The organism is Chloroflexota bacterium (assembly GCA_016197225.1).
Taxonomy (GTDB): Bacteria; Chloroflexota; Anaerolineae; order Anaerolineales; family VGOW01; genus VGOW01.
Genome location: JACPWC010000009.1, coordinates 48,155 through 64,777, shown reverse-complemented (window position 1 = coordinate 64,777; position 16,623 = coordinate 48,155). Strand labels below are relative to the sequence as shown.

Annotated in this window: 13 protein-coding genes; 5 read left to right on the top strand and 8 right to left on the bottom strand. The window is 59.2% G+C overall.

Translation table 11 applies throughout. The features are described 5' to 3' along the window. Positions 1 to 208: 208 nt before the first annotated feature. On the bottom strand, positions 209 to 412 hold the full coding sequence (locus HYZ49_01770) for a hypothetical protein (GenBank protein ID MBI3241006.1): 204 nt from the start codon (positions 410 to 412) through the stop codon (positions 209 to 211). 39 nt (positions 413 to 451) lie between these two features. Here HYZ49_01770 and HYZ49_01765 point away from each other — a divergent pair, with 39 nt between their 5' ends. The 3 genes from HYZ49_01765 to HYZ49_01755 all read left to right on the top strand — a co-directional run bounded on the left by HYZ49_01765 (position 452) and on the right by HYZ49_01755 (position 7,694). Next, positions 452 to 2,776, top strand: a complete 2,325-nt coding sequence (locus HYZ49_01765; GenBank protein MBI3241005.1) for a hypothetical protein — start codon at positions 452 to 454, stop codon at positions 2,774 to 2,776. A gap of 261 nt (positions 2,777 to 3,037) precedes the next feature. Continuing rightward, positions 3,038 to 4,879 (top strand): hypothetical protein, encoded by a 1,842-nt coding sequence (locus tag HYZ49_01760; protein ID MBI3241004.1) that lies wholly within the window; start codon positions 3,038 to 3,040, stop codon positions 4,877 to 4,879. A 148-nt stretch (positions 4,880 to 5,027) separates the two neighbouring features. Continuing rightward, positions 5,028 to 7,694 carry a hypothetical protein gene (locus tag HYZ49_01755; protein MBI3241003.1) on the top strand — a complete coding sequence of 889 codons (2,667 nt, stop codon included), beginning with the start codon at positions 5,028 to 5,030 and terminating at the stop codon, positions 7,692 to 7,694. Between the two features lie 73 nt (positions 7,695 to 7,767). Here the strand turns inward: HYZ49_01755 and HYZ49_01750 are convergent, their stop codons facing one another. From HYZ49_01750 to HYZ49_01735, 4 genes are all read right to left on the bottom strand, one after another. Continuing rightward, on the bottom strand, positions 7,768 to 8,070 hold the full coding sequence (locus HYZ49_01750; protein ID MBI3241002.1) for a hypothetical protein: 303 nt from the start codon (positions 8,068 to 8,070) through the stop codon (positions 7,768 to 7,770). Between the two features lie 27 nt (positions 8,071 to 8,097). After that, positions 8,098 to 8,346, bottom strand: coding sequence for a hypothetical protein (locus HYZ49_01745; GenBank protein ID MBI3241001.1), 249 nt, complete (start codon positions 8,344 to 8,346; stop codon positions 8,098 to 8,100). Positions 8,347 to 8,481: 135 nt separating this feature from the next. Further along, the gene (locus HYZ49_01740; protein ID MBI3241000.1) at positions 8,482 to 9,837 is read right to left on the bottom strand and encodes a CpXC domain-containing protein; all 1,356 of its coding nucleotides are present in this window, start codon (positions 9,835 to 9,837) and stop codon (positions 8,482 to 8,484) included. Between the two features lie 47 nt (positions 9,838 to 9,884). Then, a complete protein-coding gene (locus HYZ49_01735; GenBank protein ID MBI3240999.1) occupies positions 9,885 to 11,438 on the bottom strand; it encodes a PAS domain S-box protein in 1,554 nt (517 codons plus the stop codon). A gap of 88 nt (positions 11,439 to 11,526) precedes the next feature. Here HYZ49_01735 and glnA point away from each other — a divergent pair, with 88 nt between their 5' ends. Next, positions 11,527 to 12,867, top strand: coding sequence for a type I glutamate--ammonia ligase (gene glnA, locus HYZ49_01730; protein MBI3240998.1), 1,341 nt, complete (start codon positions 11,527 to 11,529; stop codon positions 12,865 to 12,867). A gap of 86 nt (positions 12,868 to 12,953) precedes the next feature. On the opposite strand, the gene HYZ49_01725 is transcribed toward glnA, so the two are convergent. The 3 genes from HYZ49_01725 to HYZ49_01715 all read right to left on the bottom strand — a co-directional run bounded on the left by HYZ49_01725 (position 12,954) and on the right by HYZ49_01715 (position 15,962). Beyond that, complete coding sequence (locus HYZ49_01725; GenBank protein ID MBI3240997.1) at positions 12,954 to 14,285, bottom strand: acetyl ornithine aminotransferase family protein; 1,332 nt, start codon at positions 14,283 to 14,285, stop codon at positions 12,954 to 12,956. 86 nt (positions 14,286 to 14,371) lie between these two features. Continuing rightward, complete coding sequence (locus tag HYZ49_01720; protein ID MBI3240996.1) at positions 14,372 to 15,352, bottom strand: ROK family protein; 981 nt, start codon at positions 15,350 to 15,352, stop codon at positions 14,372 to 14,374. A 46-nt stretch (positions 15,353 to 15,398) separates the two neighbouring features. Continuing rightward, a complete protein-coding gene (locus HYZ49_01715; GenBank protein MBI3240995.1) occupies positions 15,399 to 15,962 on the bottom strand; it encodes an LmeA family phospholipid-binding protein in 564 nt (187 codons plus the stop codon). 33 nt (positions 15,963 to 15,995) lie between these two features. Between HYZ49_01715 and scpB the strand changes: the two genes are divergently transcribed. Continuing rightward, positions 15,996 to 16,619 carry an SMC-Scp complex subunit ScpB gene (gene scpB, locus HYZ49_01710; GenBank protein ID MBI3240994.1) on the top strand — a complete coding sequence of 208 codons (624 nt, stop codon included), beginning with the start codon at positions 15,996 to 15,998 and terminating at the stop codon, positions 16,617 to 16,619. Positions 16,620 to 16,623 lie beyond the last annotated feature (4 nt).

Sequence of the window (16,623 nt, the reverse complement as noted above, 5' to 3'; positions counted from 1 at the left end):
ATTTCTTTACCCTGAGTAGTCGCCATGAACTGCGTTCACCATCACGCATGAAAACTCGGCAGACCGACGCGGTCTCCGAGACCGCGACGGTCTATTTTCAAGTCAGTTACGATTTTTGTTTTTGAAGTCGGGGAGTATTTTTTGCTGGTCAGGGTGGTGAGTGAAGGGAGGTTCAACCAGAGTCGGCGGCCAGAAGTTTCACGGTGCCTTAACCGGCGTCGCGAATGGCCTCGAGCGCCTTACGCGCCGCCTCGCGCTGGCTTTCGCTGAACGTCTCATCCTCAACCATCTTGTTCAAGTGAGCGAGCACGGCCTGGGCTTCGTCGTCGGTCAGGTCGCCCCACACGCGGCGGATCAACCCCGGATTCCCTGAGAGCATTGCTTCCCACACGCCAGAAAGAGCGTCGTCCATAGATTGCATTTTACACCGAAGTCGAATACGATTTTTCTCATGACCCGCAAATCACGATTCTTCAAGCCGTTCTATTTATTCATCATCATCTTGCTGTTTGCCGGCTTGGCGCCCGCTTACTCCTCCTTGATCTCGGCGGCCCAGGCCGGGGCCACACCCACCCCCGACGAGTCGGTGAGCGCCCTTGCTTCGACCTCTTTCTCCATCGGCGCCGGGTTGGTGGACGCCATCCCTCATCAAATCATCCGGGCCAGCAATGATAAAGTGTATGCCTTTGTGGCTCAGGCGCAATACTCGTCGCAGATCAACGGCTTCTATACGCCCTCGGCGGGCCTGCCCAGCTCGGGCGCTAATTTTTCCGCCATCACGCCCTTCTCCGATTCTTTCAACATCGTCACCATCGAAACGGTCTACGACGGCAGCAACATCATTCACGTCCTGTGGCTCAACCGAAACGGCGATCTGAAAGATCGCCCGTTCGACACTTCTGCCCACGCTTACAAATCCATTATCACCGTTGCCACCGGCCTGCCAACGATCGTCGGCGACTATATTGGAACCAGCGGCGTTTCGGCGGTGATGGAACCGGGCGGCAAGCTTCACATCGCGCACTGGTCGAAGGATGGAAGCAACAACACTCACATCTCGCATCGCGCCTACACCTACAACTCCGGCACGAACGCTCTGACTCTGGTGGCAGGGCCGACTCAGGTGGACACCGACGTCACCCACCAGCCCAATCATCCGGCCATCGCCCTCTCGCCGCTTGACAGTTCGATCACCGTCGCCTGGGTTTCGTCGGCCACCACCCCGCGTGAGATCATGGCGCGCACCCGAACCAGCGCCGGCGTGTGGGGCAGTGTCGAAAACATCAGCACCGTAGGCGAACCGTGGACGAGCACCAACGCCGGCATCAACATTGATCAAGGCCCCTCGTTGCTGATTGACAGTTCGGGGACGCGGCACCTGGCTTACATGGGACACTTTGAAGGCTCGAACCCTTATGGCCGCATTTACTATGCTTCCAAGTCAGGCGGCGGTTGGTCGGATCAGGCCTTGTCGTATTTCAGCCATGCGCCGGTTGTCGCCATAGACACCAGCGCCCTGCACCTGCTGGGGCACGGCCACTCGCTCAATTCGGCCTGCACCGGCACCGGCGACAACTGTTTCTGGAAGAAAAACGGGGACGGCTCCTGGGCCGCGCCGCAGTTAATCGTCAGCCTGGCCAACGCCGACACCAGCTTTTCGGCCAAGTGGTCGGTGGTCGGCTTCAACCGGCCCGAAGCGATCGAGTTCCTATTCTTTGGCGGGACGTACACCAGCCCCACGCTTTATTATGGCCGCATTGACAGTGGCGGCCCGACGGCGACGCCGACCAACACTCGCACACCCAGTAACACGCCAACCAGGACCAACACGCCCACCAACACCGCCACGTTTACTAATACGGCGACATCAACCAGCACGTTTACGCCCACTAACACGCCGACGAATACTGCCACCTTCACCCCGACCAACACTCACACCTTCACTCCAACCAGCACTTATACCTTCACTCCGACCAACACGCGCACGAACACGGCCACTGCCACGGCCACCTTCACCCCAACTCACACTCGCACCAATACGCCGACGAAGACTGCCACCAGCACCCCAAGCAACACGCCGACGGCGACGAATACTTTCACGCCTACTCACACCGCAACCGCCACTGCCACCCGCACGTCCACGTTCACGGCGACGGCCACCCCATCGCAACTGCCGGCGCCCACCATGAACTTCCCGCAGGGCGGCAACACCCCGCCCACCACCCGGCCTCTGTTCGACTGGGTCAACGTCGCGGGCGCAACCTCTTATACTTTCCAGATTTCAACCAATCAGGCATTTTCTCCCTTGCTGTTAAATCTCAATGTCTCAGCCTCGGCCTACACGCCCACCGCCGACTTGCCGCGCAACACTTTGCTCTACTGGCGTGTGCGGGCCAATGCCTCTGCCGGGCCGGGAGCCTGGTCGCGGACGCGATACTTCTACTCGGCCAACCCGCCGGGCGTGCCAACTTTGCTTTCGCCGGCGGCCGGGGCAAAAGTGACAGGCAATAAGCCAACTCTGGACTGGAGTGACTCAGTTCCGGCCGCCACTTTTTACGAAGTGCAGATTTCGACCGACCCGCTCTTTGGCACGGCGCTAGGCCGGGGGCAGGGCGGACGGGCCAACCAGTCAGCCTACGCCGTTGAAACGGCGTTATTACCCGGCAACTACTACTGGCGAGTCCGGGCCGTTGCCGGTGATGCCGCCTCTGGCGGGGGAGGCTCTACTCAGTTTAGCCAGTGGTCGGCAGGACGCAGTTTCCAAATATCGCCGTAGAAGATATAGTCTCCAGATAAGTTCTTTCCAGGCCAGACCGACGCGGTCTTCAAGACCGCGTCGGTCTCGTTTTCAGTGACCTATTTCCTATCAGAATCAGGTTGAATTCTGCTAGCGACAGGCCATTCCTCACCCTTTTTTTACTAATCATTGGCTGTTTGGAGTTAACCTGACTCTCAGTTGTTAAAGTGGTACGGTTCATTCTCCGTTGCCGCATGCCACTAACATTCCTGGTCTTTCCGAGGCCGAACGCTGAGAGCTATGCACACTAACTACAAATCCCCCTGGAAACTCATTGCCATCACTAGCATTGTCATTCTCATGTCAGGCATCTGGCGGCCTGTGTTAGCCGCCTTTGGCCACCGCCCGGTGGCCCGGCCCTTCATGGCCCTCCCGATCAATCACACCACCCGCGCCGACTTCACAGGTTGCGTAGACACGAACACCGCTCACATCACCGACATTGATGCCACCGACGGCACAGGCGGCACCGTCACCCTCGCCGCCAATTTTGCTGATGATTTCCCCGGCTCGTCACTTAATGCTACCAACTGGGATGCTTTGCTTTGGGCAGGCGGGGCATATACTACGCCTGGTATCGCTAATAGCATTTTGACCATCGCGGGCAATGATCAAGCATTTTTACGCTCAACCACAACATATACCTACGCGGTCATGGAATTTACCGCCGAGTTTGGCAATGGGGCTTTTCAACATATTGGCTTTGCCCGCGACGATTTTGGCACCAACCGCTACTATATTGTCAGCACCAGGAACCCGGCAACAGGTCTCAATGACGGGAAATTATATGCCCGGGCCAACAATAGCGGCTCTGAGCAGTTTGTCTTGCTAGGCACAATTGATGGCCCGCATCGTTACCGAATTGAATGGGCGCAATTCGATGCGACTGATGATGTGATTACTTTTTACGTGGATGGTGCTTATAAAATTGATTTCAACGTTCTGCATGGCGGTGTTAATGGGGAGAATTTTCTCGCTTATATTTCTAATAACAGCACAGTTGACCTGAAAGTAGACAACATCCAGGTTACGCCTACTTACAAGCTCACCGGCGAATTTGTTAGTTGTGTTTTGGATGCTCAAACCGGCAATGTTTGGGACACAATTAGCTGGGTTGAAAACAAACCCGCCAACACGGGTGTTACCGTACAGGTGAGCACTTCAGACGACGGCCTTGCCTTTGGCGCTTTTACTAATGCCACGAGCGGCGTTTCCTTCGGCGGCCAACTGCATCGCTATCTCAAGTACAAACTGATTCTCTCGACCACTGATTCCACCATCTCACCCCGCGTCGACTCGGTGTCGTTGAACGACGTTGTCGCAACCCCAACTCACACACCTTCAAGCACATTCACTAACACCCCAACAAACACGCCGACCAGCACACCTACCAACACGTCGCCACCCACCAACACGCCGACGGCAACTAATACGCCCACCAACACGCCTACCAATACGCCCGGCCCGTCGCCCACGCCCACGCAACTACCGGCGGCCACCATGAATTTCCCGTCCAGCGGCAACACGCCGCCCAACACGCGCCCGCTCTTCGACTGGGCCAACATCACCAGCCCGTCGCTCACCTCATACACTTTCCAACTCTCTACCAACCCCGGCTTCACCATGTTGGTGTTGAATATAAACGTCTCGGTGTCGGCTTACACCCCGACCGCCGATCTGCCGCGCAATACTATTCTGTACTGGCGCGTGCGAGGCAACGCCGGCGGCAGACCCGGCGCCTGGTCGCGCACCCGCTACTTCTACAGCGCCAACCCGCCGGGCGTGCCGATGCTGATTTCGCCCGCCAACAACGCCAACGCGACATCGCTGAAGCCGACACTGGACTGGGGTGACTCGTCCCCGGCCGCCACCTATTACGAAGTTCAAATTTCCAAAGACATTAATTTTAGCGTTCTTCTGGGGCGCGGGCAGGGTGGGGTGACTCCCCGGTCGGCGTACATGGTTGAAACGGATCTGACCCCGCTCACGCTCTACCACTGGCGGGTGCGAGCCGTAAATATCAATGGGGGCACGGCGCAGGTCAGCCAGTGGTCGGCAGTGAGTAGCTTTAGAACACCCTGATCGGTCTGGCGCAAAATCACATTACTCAGCCTGGGGCGTAGCTTGCTACGCCCCTCCGTATATAAACTAACTCAAGTTGATAGTCTAAGCCCTTCTTTGCAGAGGTGAAAGACCCCGCAAAGAAGTTCACGTTTGGAAACCGATCCTCATGCGCCCTTCTCGGTCACTCTTCTGGAAATGGTTCGCCGTCACTATCATCGCCGTCTTGCTCTTCAACCTGTGGCGGCCGGCCCCCACCCAGGCTGTTCCCATCCCGGCTCCCATCGTTCTCATTGTCAACGACGCGGCGGCCAACAAGTTCGGACGCTACCTGGGCGAAATTCTGCGGGCCGAAGGCCTCAACGAATTTGAAGTGCTGACCATCGGCGCAATGACACTGACGGAGTTAAACAAGCACGACGTGGCGATCCTGGCTGAAACGACTCTGACCTCCGCTCAGGACACGACCCTCACCAACTACGTGAGCGGGGGTGGCCGCCTCCTCGCCCTGCGGCCTGATCCTAACATCGCCAACTTGTTCGATCTCGGCACAACCGCCGGAAACTTAACGGATGGCTATCTCAAAATCAGTGACACAGCCACCATCAACGGCGAAGCGCCCGGCGCAGGCCTCTCTACTCAAACGCTTCAAATTCACGGCGATGCCACGAAATACAACACCCTGATCGGGTCCATCACCGTCGCCACCCTCTACAGTGACGCTTCCACTGCCACCAGCTACCCGGCCGTCGTCAGCAATAGCGCCGGGCGGGCCGTGGCCTTCACTTACGATCTCGCAAGCAATGTCGTTTATACCCGCCAGGGCAACCCGGCGGGTGTAGACGGCGATATTGATGGCGACGGCGTCTTACGAACGATTGACCTTTTCCAACTTGCCGGCAATGGCTCGTGGGTAAACAGAGACCGCATCCCCGTGCCGCAGGCCGACGAGCAACAGCGCCTCTTTGCCCGCCTCGTCAAGCAAATGGTTGCCCAGGTCAAACCCATCCCGCAACTCTGGTACTTCCCCGCCTCGGCCAAGACCATGCTGATCTTAACGGCGGATGCTCATGCCAACCCCGAAAGTTTTTATCAGACTGAGATTACCAGCCTGAACAACCACGGCGGCGACGCGACGTTTTACATGGCCACCGGCGGCGGCATTATTGATACAAGCGTGATGGAAACGTGGCGGAGCCAGGGGCACGAATTCGGGATGCATCCTTACCGTAACCCACCCAGCACCATGACGTATGCTGCCCTGAATCAAGGGTACACCGACTCGGTCAACGCTTTTGGCCTCTTTTACGACCCGCCGATTCCCATGTCGCGCACCGTGCGCACCCATCAAATCAGTTGGCAGGGCTGGACGGACGCCGCCGACATTGCTGTGGCGCACGGCATGGCGATGGACACCAATTTTTATCACTGGGGCCAGTGGCTCAAGAAGCCAGACAATAGCTGGCCGCACGGCTACATTACCGGCAGTGGACAGCCAATGAAGTTCATTAAGGCCGACGGCACTATTCTGGATTACTACCAGCAATTAACCCAGTTAGTGGACGAACAGCTTTTTGATCTTTACGATCTGGCCGGCTTTGATAGCGAGCAACTTACATCCGCGCAGGCGCTGAGTGTTTCAGAAGGGATGATTGACGCCAGCAACGCCGGAGACTATGCGGCCCTGATGGTTCAGATCCACGTGGATTATTACAACTTTGGCAATCCTCAGCCGTGGACAGAAGGCACGCTGGACTACGCCACCGCCAACAACGTTCCAATCTGGAACGCCGACAATTGGCTCACCTTTACCGAGACTCGTCACAACGCCGAGTATTCCGAAGTGGCCTTCAACAGCGGCACAGGTGTGTTGACGTTCAACATGACCGCCGCCCCTGGCGCCAACCTGACGACGATCCTGCCGCTCAGTTATAACGGCAACGTTCTGCAATCGATCACAGTGGACGGCAACTCAACATCCTTCGGAACCCAGACCATCAAAGGCGTGAATGTGGCATTTGTTACCGTAGCCTCGGGCACGCATAGCTTCGTGGCGTCGTATCCGGTTCCGCCCACGAACACGCCCACGCCAACAAATACGCCGACCTACACGCCCACGAATACCCCTACCAATACTCCGACGAATACACCGACCAACACTCCCACCAACACGCCGACGGCCACCTTTACGCCCAGCAACACGCCCACCAACACGCCCGGCCCAACGCCCACCTTCACGCAACTACCGGCGGCCACCATGCGCTTCCCGTCCAGCGGCAACACCGCCTCCACCACCCGCCCGCTGTTCGACTGGGCTAACATCTCTGGCGCAACGTCTTACACCTTCCAGATCGCCACCAACTCCAGCTTCACGGCGCTGGTCGTGAATATAAACCTCTCGGCTTCAGCTTACACGCCGACGATTGACCTGCCGCGCAACACCCTGCTCTACTGGCGAGTGCGGGGCAATGTCAGCGGCAACACCGGCCAGTGGTCGCGCACCCGGCACTTCTACAGCGCCAACCCGCCAAGTGTGCCAACCCTGCTCTTGCCCGCCAACGGCGCTACCGTGACCACCAGGAAGCCGACGTTGGACTGGAGCGACTCATCGCCAGCCGCCACTCACTACGAAGTGCAAATTTCTGATGATCCGAACTTTGGCACTATCCTGGGCCGGGGGCGGGGTGGGGTGACGCAGTTGTCGGCTTACACCGTCGAGACGGATCTGACCGCGCTTACACACTACTACTGGCGCGTTCGGGCGGTGAGCGCCAGCGGCGGCGTGACGCAGATCAGCCAGTGGTCGGCGGTGCGCAATTTCTGGACTCTTCCGTAAGGAACCCCTGACAAAAAAACATCCCCGGCGAGGCGGGGATGTTTTTTTTATTCACTAATTTACTCTAACAGGTTCAGGGATATGTTTCAGCCAGAAGCGCCTTAATCGCCGCTTCGGTCTCCTCGTAGCGGCCTTCGCCGATGTGTTGGTAACGGATGTCGCCCTGCTTGTCAATGAGAACCAGCGTCGGCCAGTAACGCACCCGGTAAGCCGACCAGGTTTGGGCGTCGTTGTCCTGAGCAACGGCGTACGGCACATCCAACCGGACGATGGCCTCTTTGAGGTTGTCGAGATCAGCTTCGTAGTTAAATTCCGGGTAGTGGTTGCCGATGACGACCAGCCCTTGAGGGCCGTAAGTGTTGTGCCATTCCCTCACCGAGGGAATCACATTCCGGCAATTAATTCAGCCAAACGTCCAGAAGTCAATCAGCACCACCTTGCCGCGCAAATCTTTCAAGCGCAGAGGCGCGTCGGTGTTCAGCCACACTTTGTTGTTCAGTTCGGGCGCGGGGCCGTAGTTCTTCAAGTTGATCTCAGTGGTTGTGTCTGAGGCCGTTGCCGGCGTGCCCGGTTGCTTGCCAATGGCAAACGAACCCAGCGCGATGAGCAAGACGGCCACGAGGCTCAATCCGAAAAGCCAGAGTTTGTTCATCCTACTCTCCTTTTGAGGGCCAGTGTAGGCCGCAATCCTTACACTGGAATTACAACGGCATCAGGGTTGGATGAAAACCAAAGACGCGCCAGCGGCGCGTCTCTGCAGGAAAAATGTTGTTGAGTAGTGACCGGCTCAGGCCTTCCATTTGGCCAGCATGGCCTGGCGCTCGGCGGCGGCCCGAATCTTGCCCAGCCGCTCGGCCACGTCCTTGCGGTCGGAGCCGTTCAACTCCTGCTCCACCTGTTTCATGGCCTCGATCACCGGCGGCGTGATCTCTGCCGAGCGCCGCTGGACGGCCTCGAGCGACTCTTCTTCAGTCTCGAACCCCAGCAGTTCATTGATGAGTTTGATCTCCGGCGGAGCCGAATCGCGGATGAGACTCAGGATGGCGTCGCCAATTTGCTGGAGCTTCTCGGCCACATCGTTGCGCCCGGCTTTCCTGGCCGCGTCAAAGTTCTGGTTGAGAATAGCCATGAAGGTGTTGTCAATCAGCGGCAGGTTCTCCATCACTGCCTGCTTGAGGTCGGGCGCTTCCAGCAGTTTGCGAAGCAGGTTGGCCGCCTGCTGACCCTGGGCCTGCGCCGCCTGATCCACCTGGCCCACCACGTTCAGAATCAGGTCACGCAACTTTTGCAGGCGCTCGCGTTCCTTGTCGGGCGATTGATTGATCAGCTTGGTGAGCTTCATGAAGAAGTCGTAATCCACCAGGGGCCGGGCCAGCGACACCAGGGCCGAAGCCCGGTCTTCACTGTCGGCTTTCACCACCATGTCGAAGAATAACTCTGGCGTGAGCTTGTCATCCAGCTTGTTGAGTTCCTCGGCGGTTGCCTCAAACAAATGCGCCTGCTGGGCCGACTGTTTGCCCAACGACGACAGTTCCACCACCTTGTTGCGAAGGGCCAGCATCTGCTCGGCCCCAGCCCGGTCGCCGCTTTCGGCGGCGGCCTGAATGGCAGCCGTGAACAGATCAAAGAAGCCATAATCGAGTTCGGCGTCGTGCTCCTTCGCCAGCGCCGCCAGCGCCTCCTCACTCGTAGTCGTCAGGAACTGCTCGATCAGCGACACTTTGGCCCGCTGGGCGTCCATCATCTCTTTGGTGACGCCGTCAGATTCCAGCACCCGGTCAATCATGCCCTGCAGAGTCAGCGCCGGAGTCGGGCGGAGCAAGTAGCCTTTGCGTTGTTCGGGCGGCAAACTGTTGACAATGGCTTTGGTGAGATTGCCCAGCATGCGTTCCTGCTCGGCCTGCGGCAGGCCAAGTTCCATCGGCACAAACGTCAGCAACAATTCTTTGGCCGGGTCGTGGTAGACGATGGGCGTGGCGATCATGGATTGATAACGGCAACGCGGGCAGGTGATGACGTTGAAGTGGCCGCGCAGGAACCGGGCTTTGGCCGACGGGTCCAGCCCTACGTCGAAGACTTGCTCGATCTGCGCAACAAATGGCGTTTTGCAGTTAGGGCAGGTGACAGTGGTGGAAGGGTACATGAAACTCCTGAATGACGAATGGCCGCTTCGCGTGACGAAGTGGTTGTCTATTCTCTTGGCAGACTAAAACTAAAAGCCGCGCCGCGCCCGGCTTCCGAGCTGGCCCAGATCTGGCCGCCGTGCGCTTCCACCACGGCTTTCGCCAGGTAGAGGCCGAGGCCGGCGCCCTGAGCGCGGCGGGTGGCCGGCGTGTCGGCGCGGTAAAAACGATCGAACACTTTATCAAGCTCGTCGTCGGGCAGGCCCATGCCTTCGTCGCTCACCGTGACCACGACCTGCTCCGGCTCGGCCCGGCCCATGACTCGAATCGCGCCGCCGTCCGGCGAATACTTGATGGCGTTGGACAGCAAATTGATGAGCACCTGGCGCAGGCGTTCTTCGTCGCCGTGAACGATTGGGAGCGTAGGCGGGAATTCTACCACGAAGGCGTGCCTGTCGGTCTGGGTGCGGAACTTGACGACAAGCTCCGAAGCCAGGGCATTGAGATCTACTTCGCCCATGTTGAGCTTCAAAGCCCCGGCCTGCAGGCGCGAAGCGTCGAGCAGATTCTCAATCAGGGCGGCCAACCGGTCGGCCTCTTCTTCGATGACGGCCAAACTTTCCTGCACCGTGCGCGAGTCCCATTTTGCATCGTCGCGTCGCAACGTCCCGGCGTAGCCTTTGATGAGCGAGACCGGCGTTTTTAATTCGTGGCTGACCACCGAGACGAAGGTGCTCTTGAGTTGCTCGGCTTCGCGGAAGCGGGTGATGTCGCGGACGTTGGCGACAATGTTGACCAGGCGATTCTCTTTGTCGAAGATCGGGGCGTAAGTGATGCCGACGGCGACGGTGGAACCGTTGGACTTGCGCAAGTCCCCTTCCACGTAAAGCGGCGAGCCGGACGAGAACGGCCAGCCACCGGCTTCGGCGTCGTTGAGGTCAAGGCCCGGCTCGCGTTTGGCCCAACGGATCACTTCGTCGTGGCCGCGGCCCACCGAGTTGGCGGCCCCAATCCCGGTCAGCCGGGCCAGGGCACGGTTCCACCGTTGAATCCGGTGGCCCGAGTCCATGATCAAAATGCCGTCCGCCGATCCATCCAGCACCGCGTCCAGCCGCCGTCGTTCATTCACACTGTTCTGATAGAGCCGGGCGTTGTTGACGGCAATCGCGGCCTGGTCGGTGAAGGCCTGGAGCAGTTTGCGCTCGTTGGCCCCGAACGGGGCGGCAACAGCGCGGAAGATGAGGAGGATGCCCAGCAGTTCGTCGCCGAGTTGCAGGGGCAGGCCCACCGTGCCGGAAAGATCAAATTGGCGGCCAACGGCCACCAGCCGCCGTTCGATCTCGCTGATGACAAAGCGGGCCGGGTCGCCCCGGTCGGCGGCTTCGCGCAGAATGGCGTCGAAGTGGCGGATGAATTCGGGCGTGACCCGGTGTTGGGCGCGGACGCGGAAACTGCCGCCGGCGTCATCGCGGATGGCGATCAGCCCGGCCTGGCCGCCGAGGATGTCGGAGGCGGCTTCGAGGATGCGGGCCAGCGCGGTGTCCAGATCGAGTTGTTGGCTGAGAGCGCGAATAATGTCCAGCAAATAATCGCGCTGGCGGACTTGAAAATCGGGGAGCATTGGCGAAATTGTAACACGCTCGAAGTTGGAAGACCGTTAACTTCTGTTATACTCGGCAAATCAAGATTTTCTTCAAGGAGACACTTTCATGGCACACGATACAAGCAAAATTCAAAAAGTCGAAGAGCAAATCAAATCGCGCGGCGTTCAGTTCATGAACCTGCAGTTCACCGACATTATGGGCATGGTGAAGACGGTTGGCCTGCCGGCGGCGATGTGGGAGGACGTGCTGGATCACGGGATGTGGTTCGACGGCTCGTCGGTGCAAGGGTTTGCCCGCATCGCCGAGAGCGACATGCTTCTCCACCCCGACCTCGACACCTTCGCCGTCATTCCGTGGGACACCGACGTGCCGACGGCGCGGGTGATCTGCGACGTTCACATGCCCACCGGCGAGCCATTCTCCGGCGACCCGCGCAACGTGCTCAAGCGGGCCTTGGCCGAAGCCGCCAAGATGGGCTTTCAATACTTCACCGGCCCGGAACTGGAATTCTTTTTGTTCAAGCGCCATGCCGACGGCTCGCTCTTTCCACTTGAGCCGCACGATCAGGCCGGGTACTTCGACATGAGCACCGACCTGGCGCACTCGGTGCGGCGGCAGATGGTGACGGCCCTGGCCGCCTTCGGCATCAACGTGGAAGCCCTGCACCACGAAGTCGCCATCGGCCAGCACGAGATTGACTTCAAGTACGGCCACGCTCTGCAAACCGCCGACAGCGCGGTGACGTTGCGAATCACTCTGAAGGCAATCGCCCAGCGCAACGGCCTCTACGCCACCTTCATGCCCAAGCCCATCGCCGGCATCAACGGCAATGGTATGCACACCCACCAAAGCTTGTGGAAGGATGGCAAGAATGTGTTTGCCGACCCGAACGACGAATATGGCCTGAGCCTGACAGCCAAGAAATTTATTGCCGGGCAATTAAAACATGCCCGGAGCCTGTCGGCCATCATCGCCCCGCTGGTGAATAGCTACAAGCGCCTCGTGCCCGGCTACGAAGCGCCGGTGTATTTGAGTTGGGCGCGCACCAACCGCTCGGCTCTCATTCGCGTGCCGAAGGTCAGCCCGGGGCGGGTGGCGACGGCCAGCCGTCTCGAACTACGTTGCCCCGACCCGAGCGCCAATCCCTACCTCACCGCCGCCGTGATGCTGATGGCCGGACTCGACGGCATCAAGAACGACCTGCCGGTTCCGCCGCCGAACGAGGAAGACCTGTATCATTTGGATGAGATGGCGCTGGCGAAGTTGACGGCCATGCCCGGCTCGCTGGGCGAAGCGATTGAGGAACTCAGGAAGAGCGAGTTGGTGAAGGCGGCGCTGGGCGACCATCTCTTCGAGCGTTACATCGAAGGCCGGGTGCAGGAGTGGGATGAGTACCGGATCAGCGTCAGCCAGTGGGAGTTGGATCGGTATTTGGGGGTGTATTAAGCATTGAGGGTTGACGAAAAAACGCTCGCGATGAAAGTTATCCATCGCGAGCGTTTTTGATTCGTAATTGCTTTGGCGCGTAAAGTTTACAAAATTTTCTTCTCCGCCTCCGTCAGCGCCGCCTCAAAAATCTCCAGCCCCTCGTCAATCTCGGCCTTGCTCACGTTGAGCGGCGGGGTGACGCGCACGGTGTTGCGGCCACAGCCTAACAACAGCAGGCCATGCTCAAACGCCGAGTGAATCATCATGTCGCGAACATCCGGGGCGCGGTCTTTGGTGGCCCTGTCCTTCACAAACTCCACGCCGATCATCAACCCTTTGCCCCGCACTTCGCCAATGCTGGGGTGGCGGGCCGCAATCTCTTCGAGAGCTTCGATGGTGTATTCACCCACTTCGGCGGCGTTGGCGATGAAGCCGTTCTCCAGCAGGCGGATAGTTTCGAGGGCGGCGGCGCACGAGAGCGGGTTGCCGCCGTAGGTGTTGCCGTGCGCGCCGGGCGGCCAGTTCATCACACTCTTGCGGGCGATCATCGCCCCCAGCGGCATGCCGCTGGCGATGCCTTTGGCCGAGCACACCATGTCTGGCTCCACGCCCCAGTGTTGAATGGCCCACCACTTGCCGGTGCGGCCCATCCCGCTCTGCACTTCGTCTACGATGAGCAGGATGCCGTATTTGTCGCACAAGGCTCGCAGGCGAGGGAAGAACGAGTTGGGCGGGATGACGTAGCCGCCCTCGCCCTGAATCGGCTCTACCAAAATGGCGGCTATATCTTCCGGCGGGCATTCGTAGATGAAGATCACATTTTCCAGATACTCGATCACAGCGTCGCCGTAATCGCCCTTGTTGGGATCAAACTGCAAACGAGGCCGGTAAGTGTTGGGAAACGGCACGTGAGTCACACCCGGCATCGCCAGGTTGAAGCCGCGCCGTTGAGTGGCTTTGGAGGCGGTGAAGGCCAGCGCGCCATAAGTGCGCCCGTGGAAGCCGCCGTGAAAGCCGATGAACCGGGGGCGGCCCGTGTGGAAACGGGCCAGCTTGATGGCCGCTTCCACCGACTCGGCCCCGGAGTTGGTCATGAAGCACAGCGAGTCTTCTTTGAACGGGGCGATCTCGTCCAGCTTCTCGCCAAGCTCCACCCATTTTTCGTGATAAAAGTCCGACGAGATATGGATGAATTTTTCAGCCTGCTCCTGAATCGCTTTCACCACGTCCGGGTGGCTATGGCCGGTGGAGCACACGGCAATGCCGGCGGCAAAGTCGAGGTAGCGGTTGCCGTCCACGTCCCAAACCTGGGTTCCTTTGCCGTGCGACATGACGAAGGGATAATCACGAGGATAGGAAGGTGAAATGGTAGCGGCATCGCGCTTGAGAAGTTCCTGAGCCTTAGGGCCGGGTACGTTAAGTTTGTTGACCGTCATTCTGTCTCCTGACAAGGTGACAAGATGACAGGGTGACAAGGTGATCTTTCGGTAAAGCTCATCCTGTCATCCCTTCATCTTGTCAATTATTCCGGGTGAGTTTCAACCGCCAGCGCCAGCGCGCCGAGCAAGCCCACATCGTCGGCCAGCATCGCCAGAACAATGTTGCACTCTTTGTAGTAAATGTCGCTCATGGCCCGTTCGCAAACGGCCTTCCAGGCGGGTTCCACCAGCAGGTTGCCCACGTTGCTGGCCACGCCGCCGCCCAAAATGACGATGGACGGGTTGAAGACGTGCAAGTAATCGGCGATGGCCCGCCCGACATAAGTGCCAGCCTCGGTAAGCAGGCTAATGGCAAATGCGTCGCCGCTGAGAGCCGCTTCGCCGATGTGTTGGGCCGTCACCGTTTCGACATCGCCGTCCACATAATCCAGAAGCCGGGTCTTCACTTCGCCATTTCGCAAACGAGTGCGGGCGGTCAGGGCAATGGCCGGCCCGGCGGCCAGCGCTTCCAGGTGTCCCCGTTGACCACAGCCACATACCGGGCCGTCGGGAGCCACGACCACGTGGCCGAGTTCTGTCGCCAGGCCGTTGACGCCCGTGATCAGCCGCCCGCCCGAAATCACCCCGCCGCCGATGCCGGTGCTGATGGTGAGATACAAAATATCGTTGTAGCCCCGGCCCGCGCCAAACTTCCACTCAGCCATCGCCGCCAGGTTGGCGTCGTTGCCAATTTCCGTCGGGAGGTGAAAGTGGGATTCGATTTCCTGACGGAGCGGAAAATCCACCCAGCCGGGCAGGTTGGGGGCGCGCAAAACAAGGCCGGTGTGCGGGTTGAGCGGGCCGGGCGCGCCGATGCTGATGGCTTTCACGACCACGCCATTGGCTTGATCGGCCTCGCCCGGCAGCACTTCGGTGATGGTGGCGACGACGCGATCCAGCAAAGTCTCGTCTGAGTCCGGCGCATGGGTGGGCCGTTTGGCGCGAGCCAACAGAACGCCACTCGGCGTATAACGCGCCGCGCGGATATTCGTGCCGCCCAGATCAACAGCAATGTAAGTGTTCATGTGAATGAAAAAGTCGGAGGCGTCTGTTATAATTCGCGCCGCCGACTCATTTCACATCTGCCGTCAACGTCAAGTTGCCGTCGGCAATGGCAATGCTCTTCAAGCGCACGTCCGACGGCAGTTTGTCGGCCAGCGCCAGCAGGTTGTCGTTGATGGTGGACGTGAGCGACGACAGCAGATCGCTCGGCACCGGAACCGGGCCGAAGTCGGCTTTTTCAATCGTGGCCGCCATCTGGCCGTCAACGAGGGTGACGTTTACGACAATGAGCGCATTGGCCGTGAAACTGCTGGTGGTCACGGTGGCATACAACTTGATCTTGCCGTCGCGAAGATAAACTTGCGGGTTCGACAGCGCCGAGTCGGGCTGGGCGGCGAGCTTCTCGGCAATGAATGACGTCAGCTCGCTCTCGGTGATGGACACCGTCACTTCGCCGGTAGAGGCCTTGAGCGACTCAAATTTATCGGTCAGGGATTGCGCCGATTCGGTGGAAACGGCCACGGTGGGATATTCCGGGGTGGGGCCGCCAACGGCCAGCGGGCCGCCGCAGGCCAGGGCCGCACTTAAGATCACGATCAGCACTACTGAAATTACTAATCTCTTGTTTTTCATTGAGCACAACATCCTTTGAGTGAAAATTATAACATGCCCACTTTGCCGCTCCCGGCCCTGGTGGAGAGTCTGCTCTTTGTCGCCGACGGCCCAACGCAGATTTCTCAACTGGCCGCCGCACTTGAAGTTCAACCGCGCCAGATCGAGGACGCCCTGGCCGAACTTGAATCCTCCTATGCCTCGCGCGGCCTCAGCCTGCAACGCGCAAAGGATCGGGTGCAGTTGACGACCGCCCCGACGGTGGCGGCTGAAGTCGAGCGCTTTCTCGGTTTGGAGTCGGCGCAACATTTGAGCAAGCCTTCTTTGGAGACGCTCGCCATCGTGGCTTATCAGCAGCCTGTCACCCGCCCGCAACTCGAATCGATTCGCGGCGTGAATTGCGACGGCGTCATCAAGTCTCTGCTGAGCAAGGGGCTGATTGAAGAAGTGGGCCGCACCGAGGGGCCGGGCCGCCCGATTCTTTACGGCACGACCTCGACCTTCCTGCAACATTTTGGACTGTCGTCGCTCAACCAACTGCCGCCGCTGAACGTGGATACGACGCTCGAACCCGCCCCCGCCGACTCCGGGGAAGCCGTCCCCGTGTCTGAAGCCGAGCCTTCACCCCAGCCAGTTGTCAACTTAACCGCGACGGGCGATGACGGGCAAGTGCTATAATCTT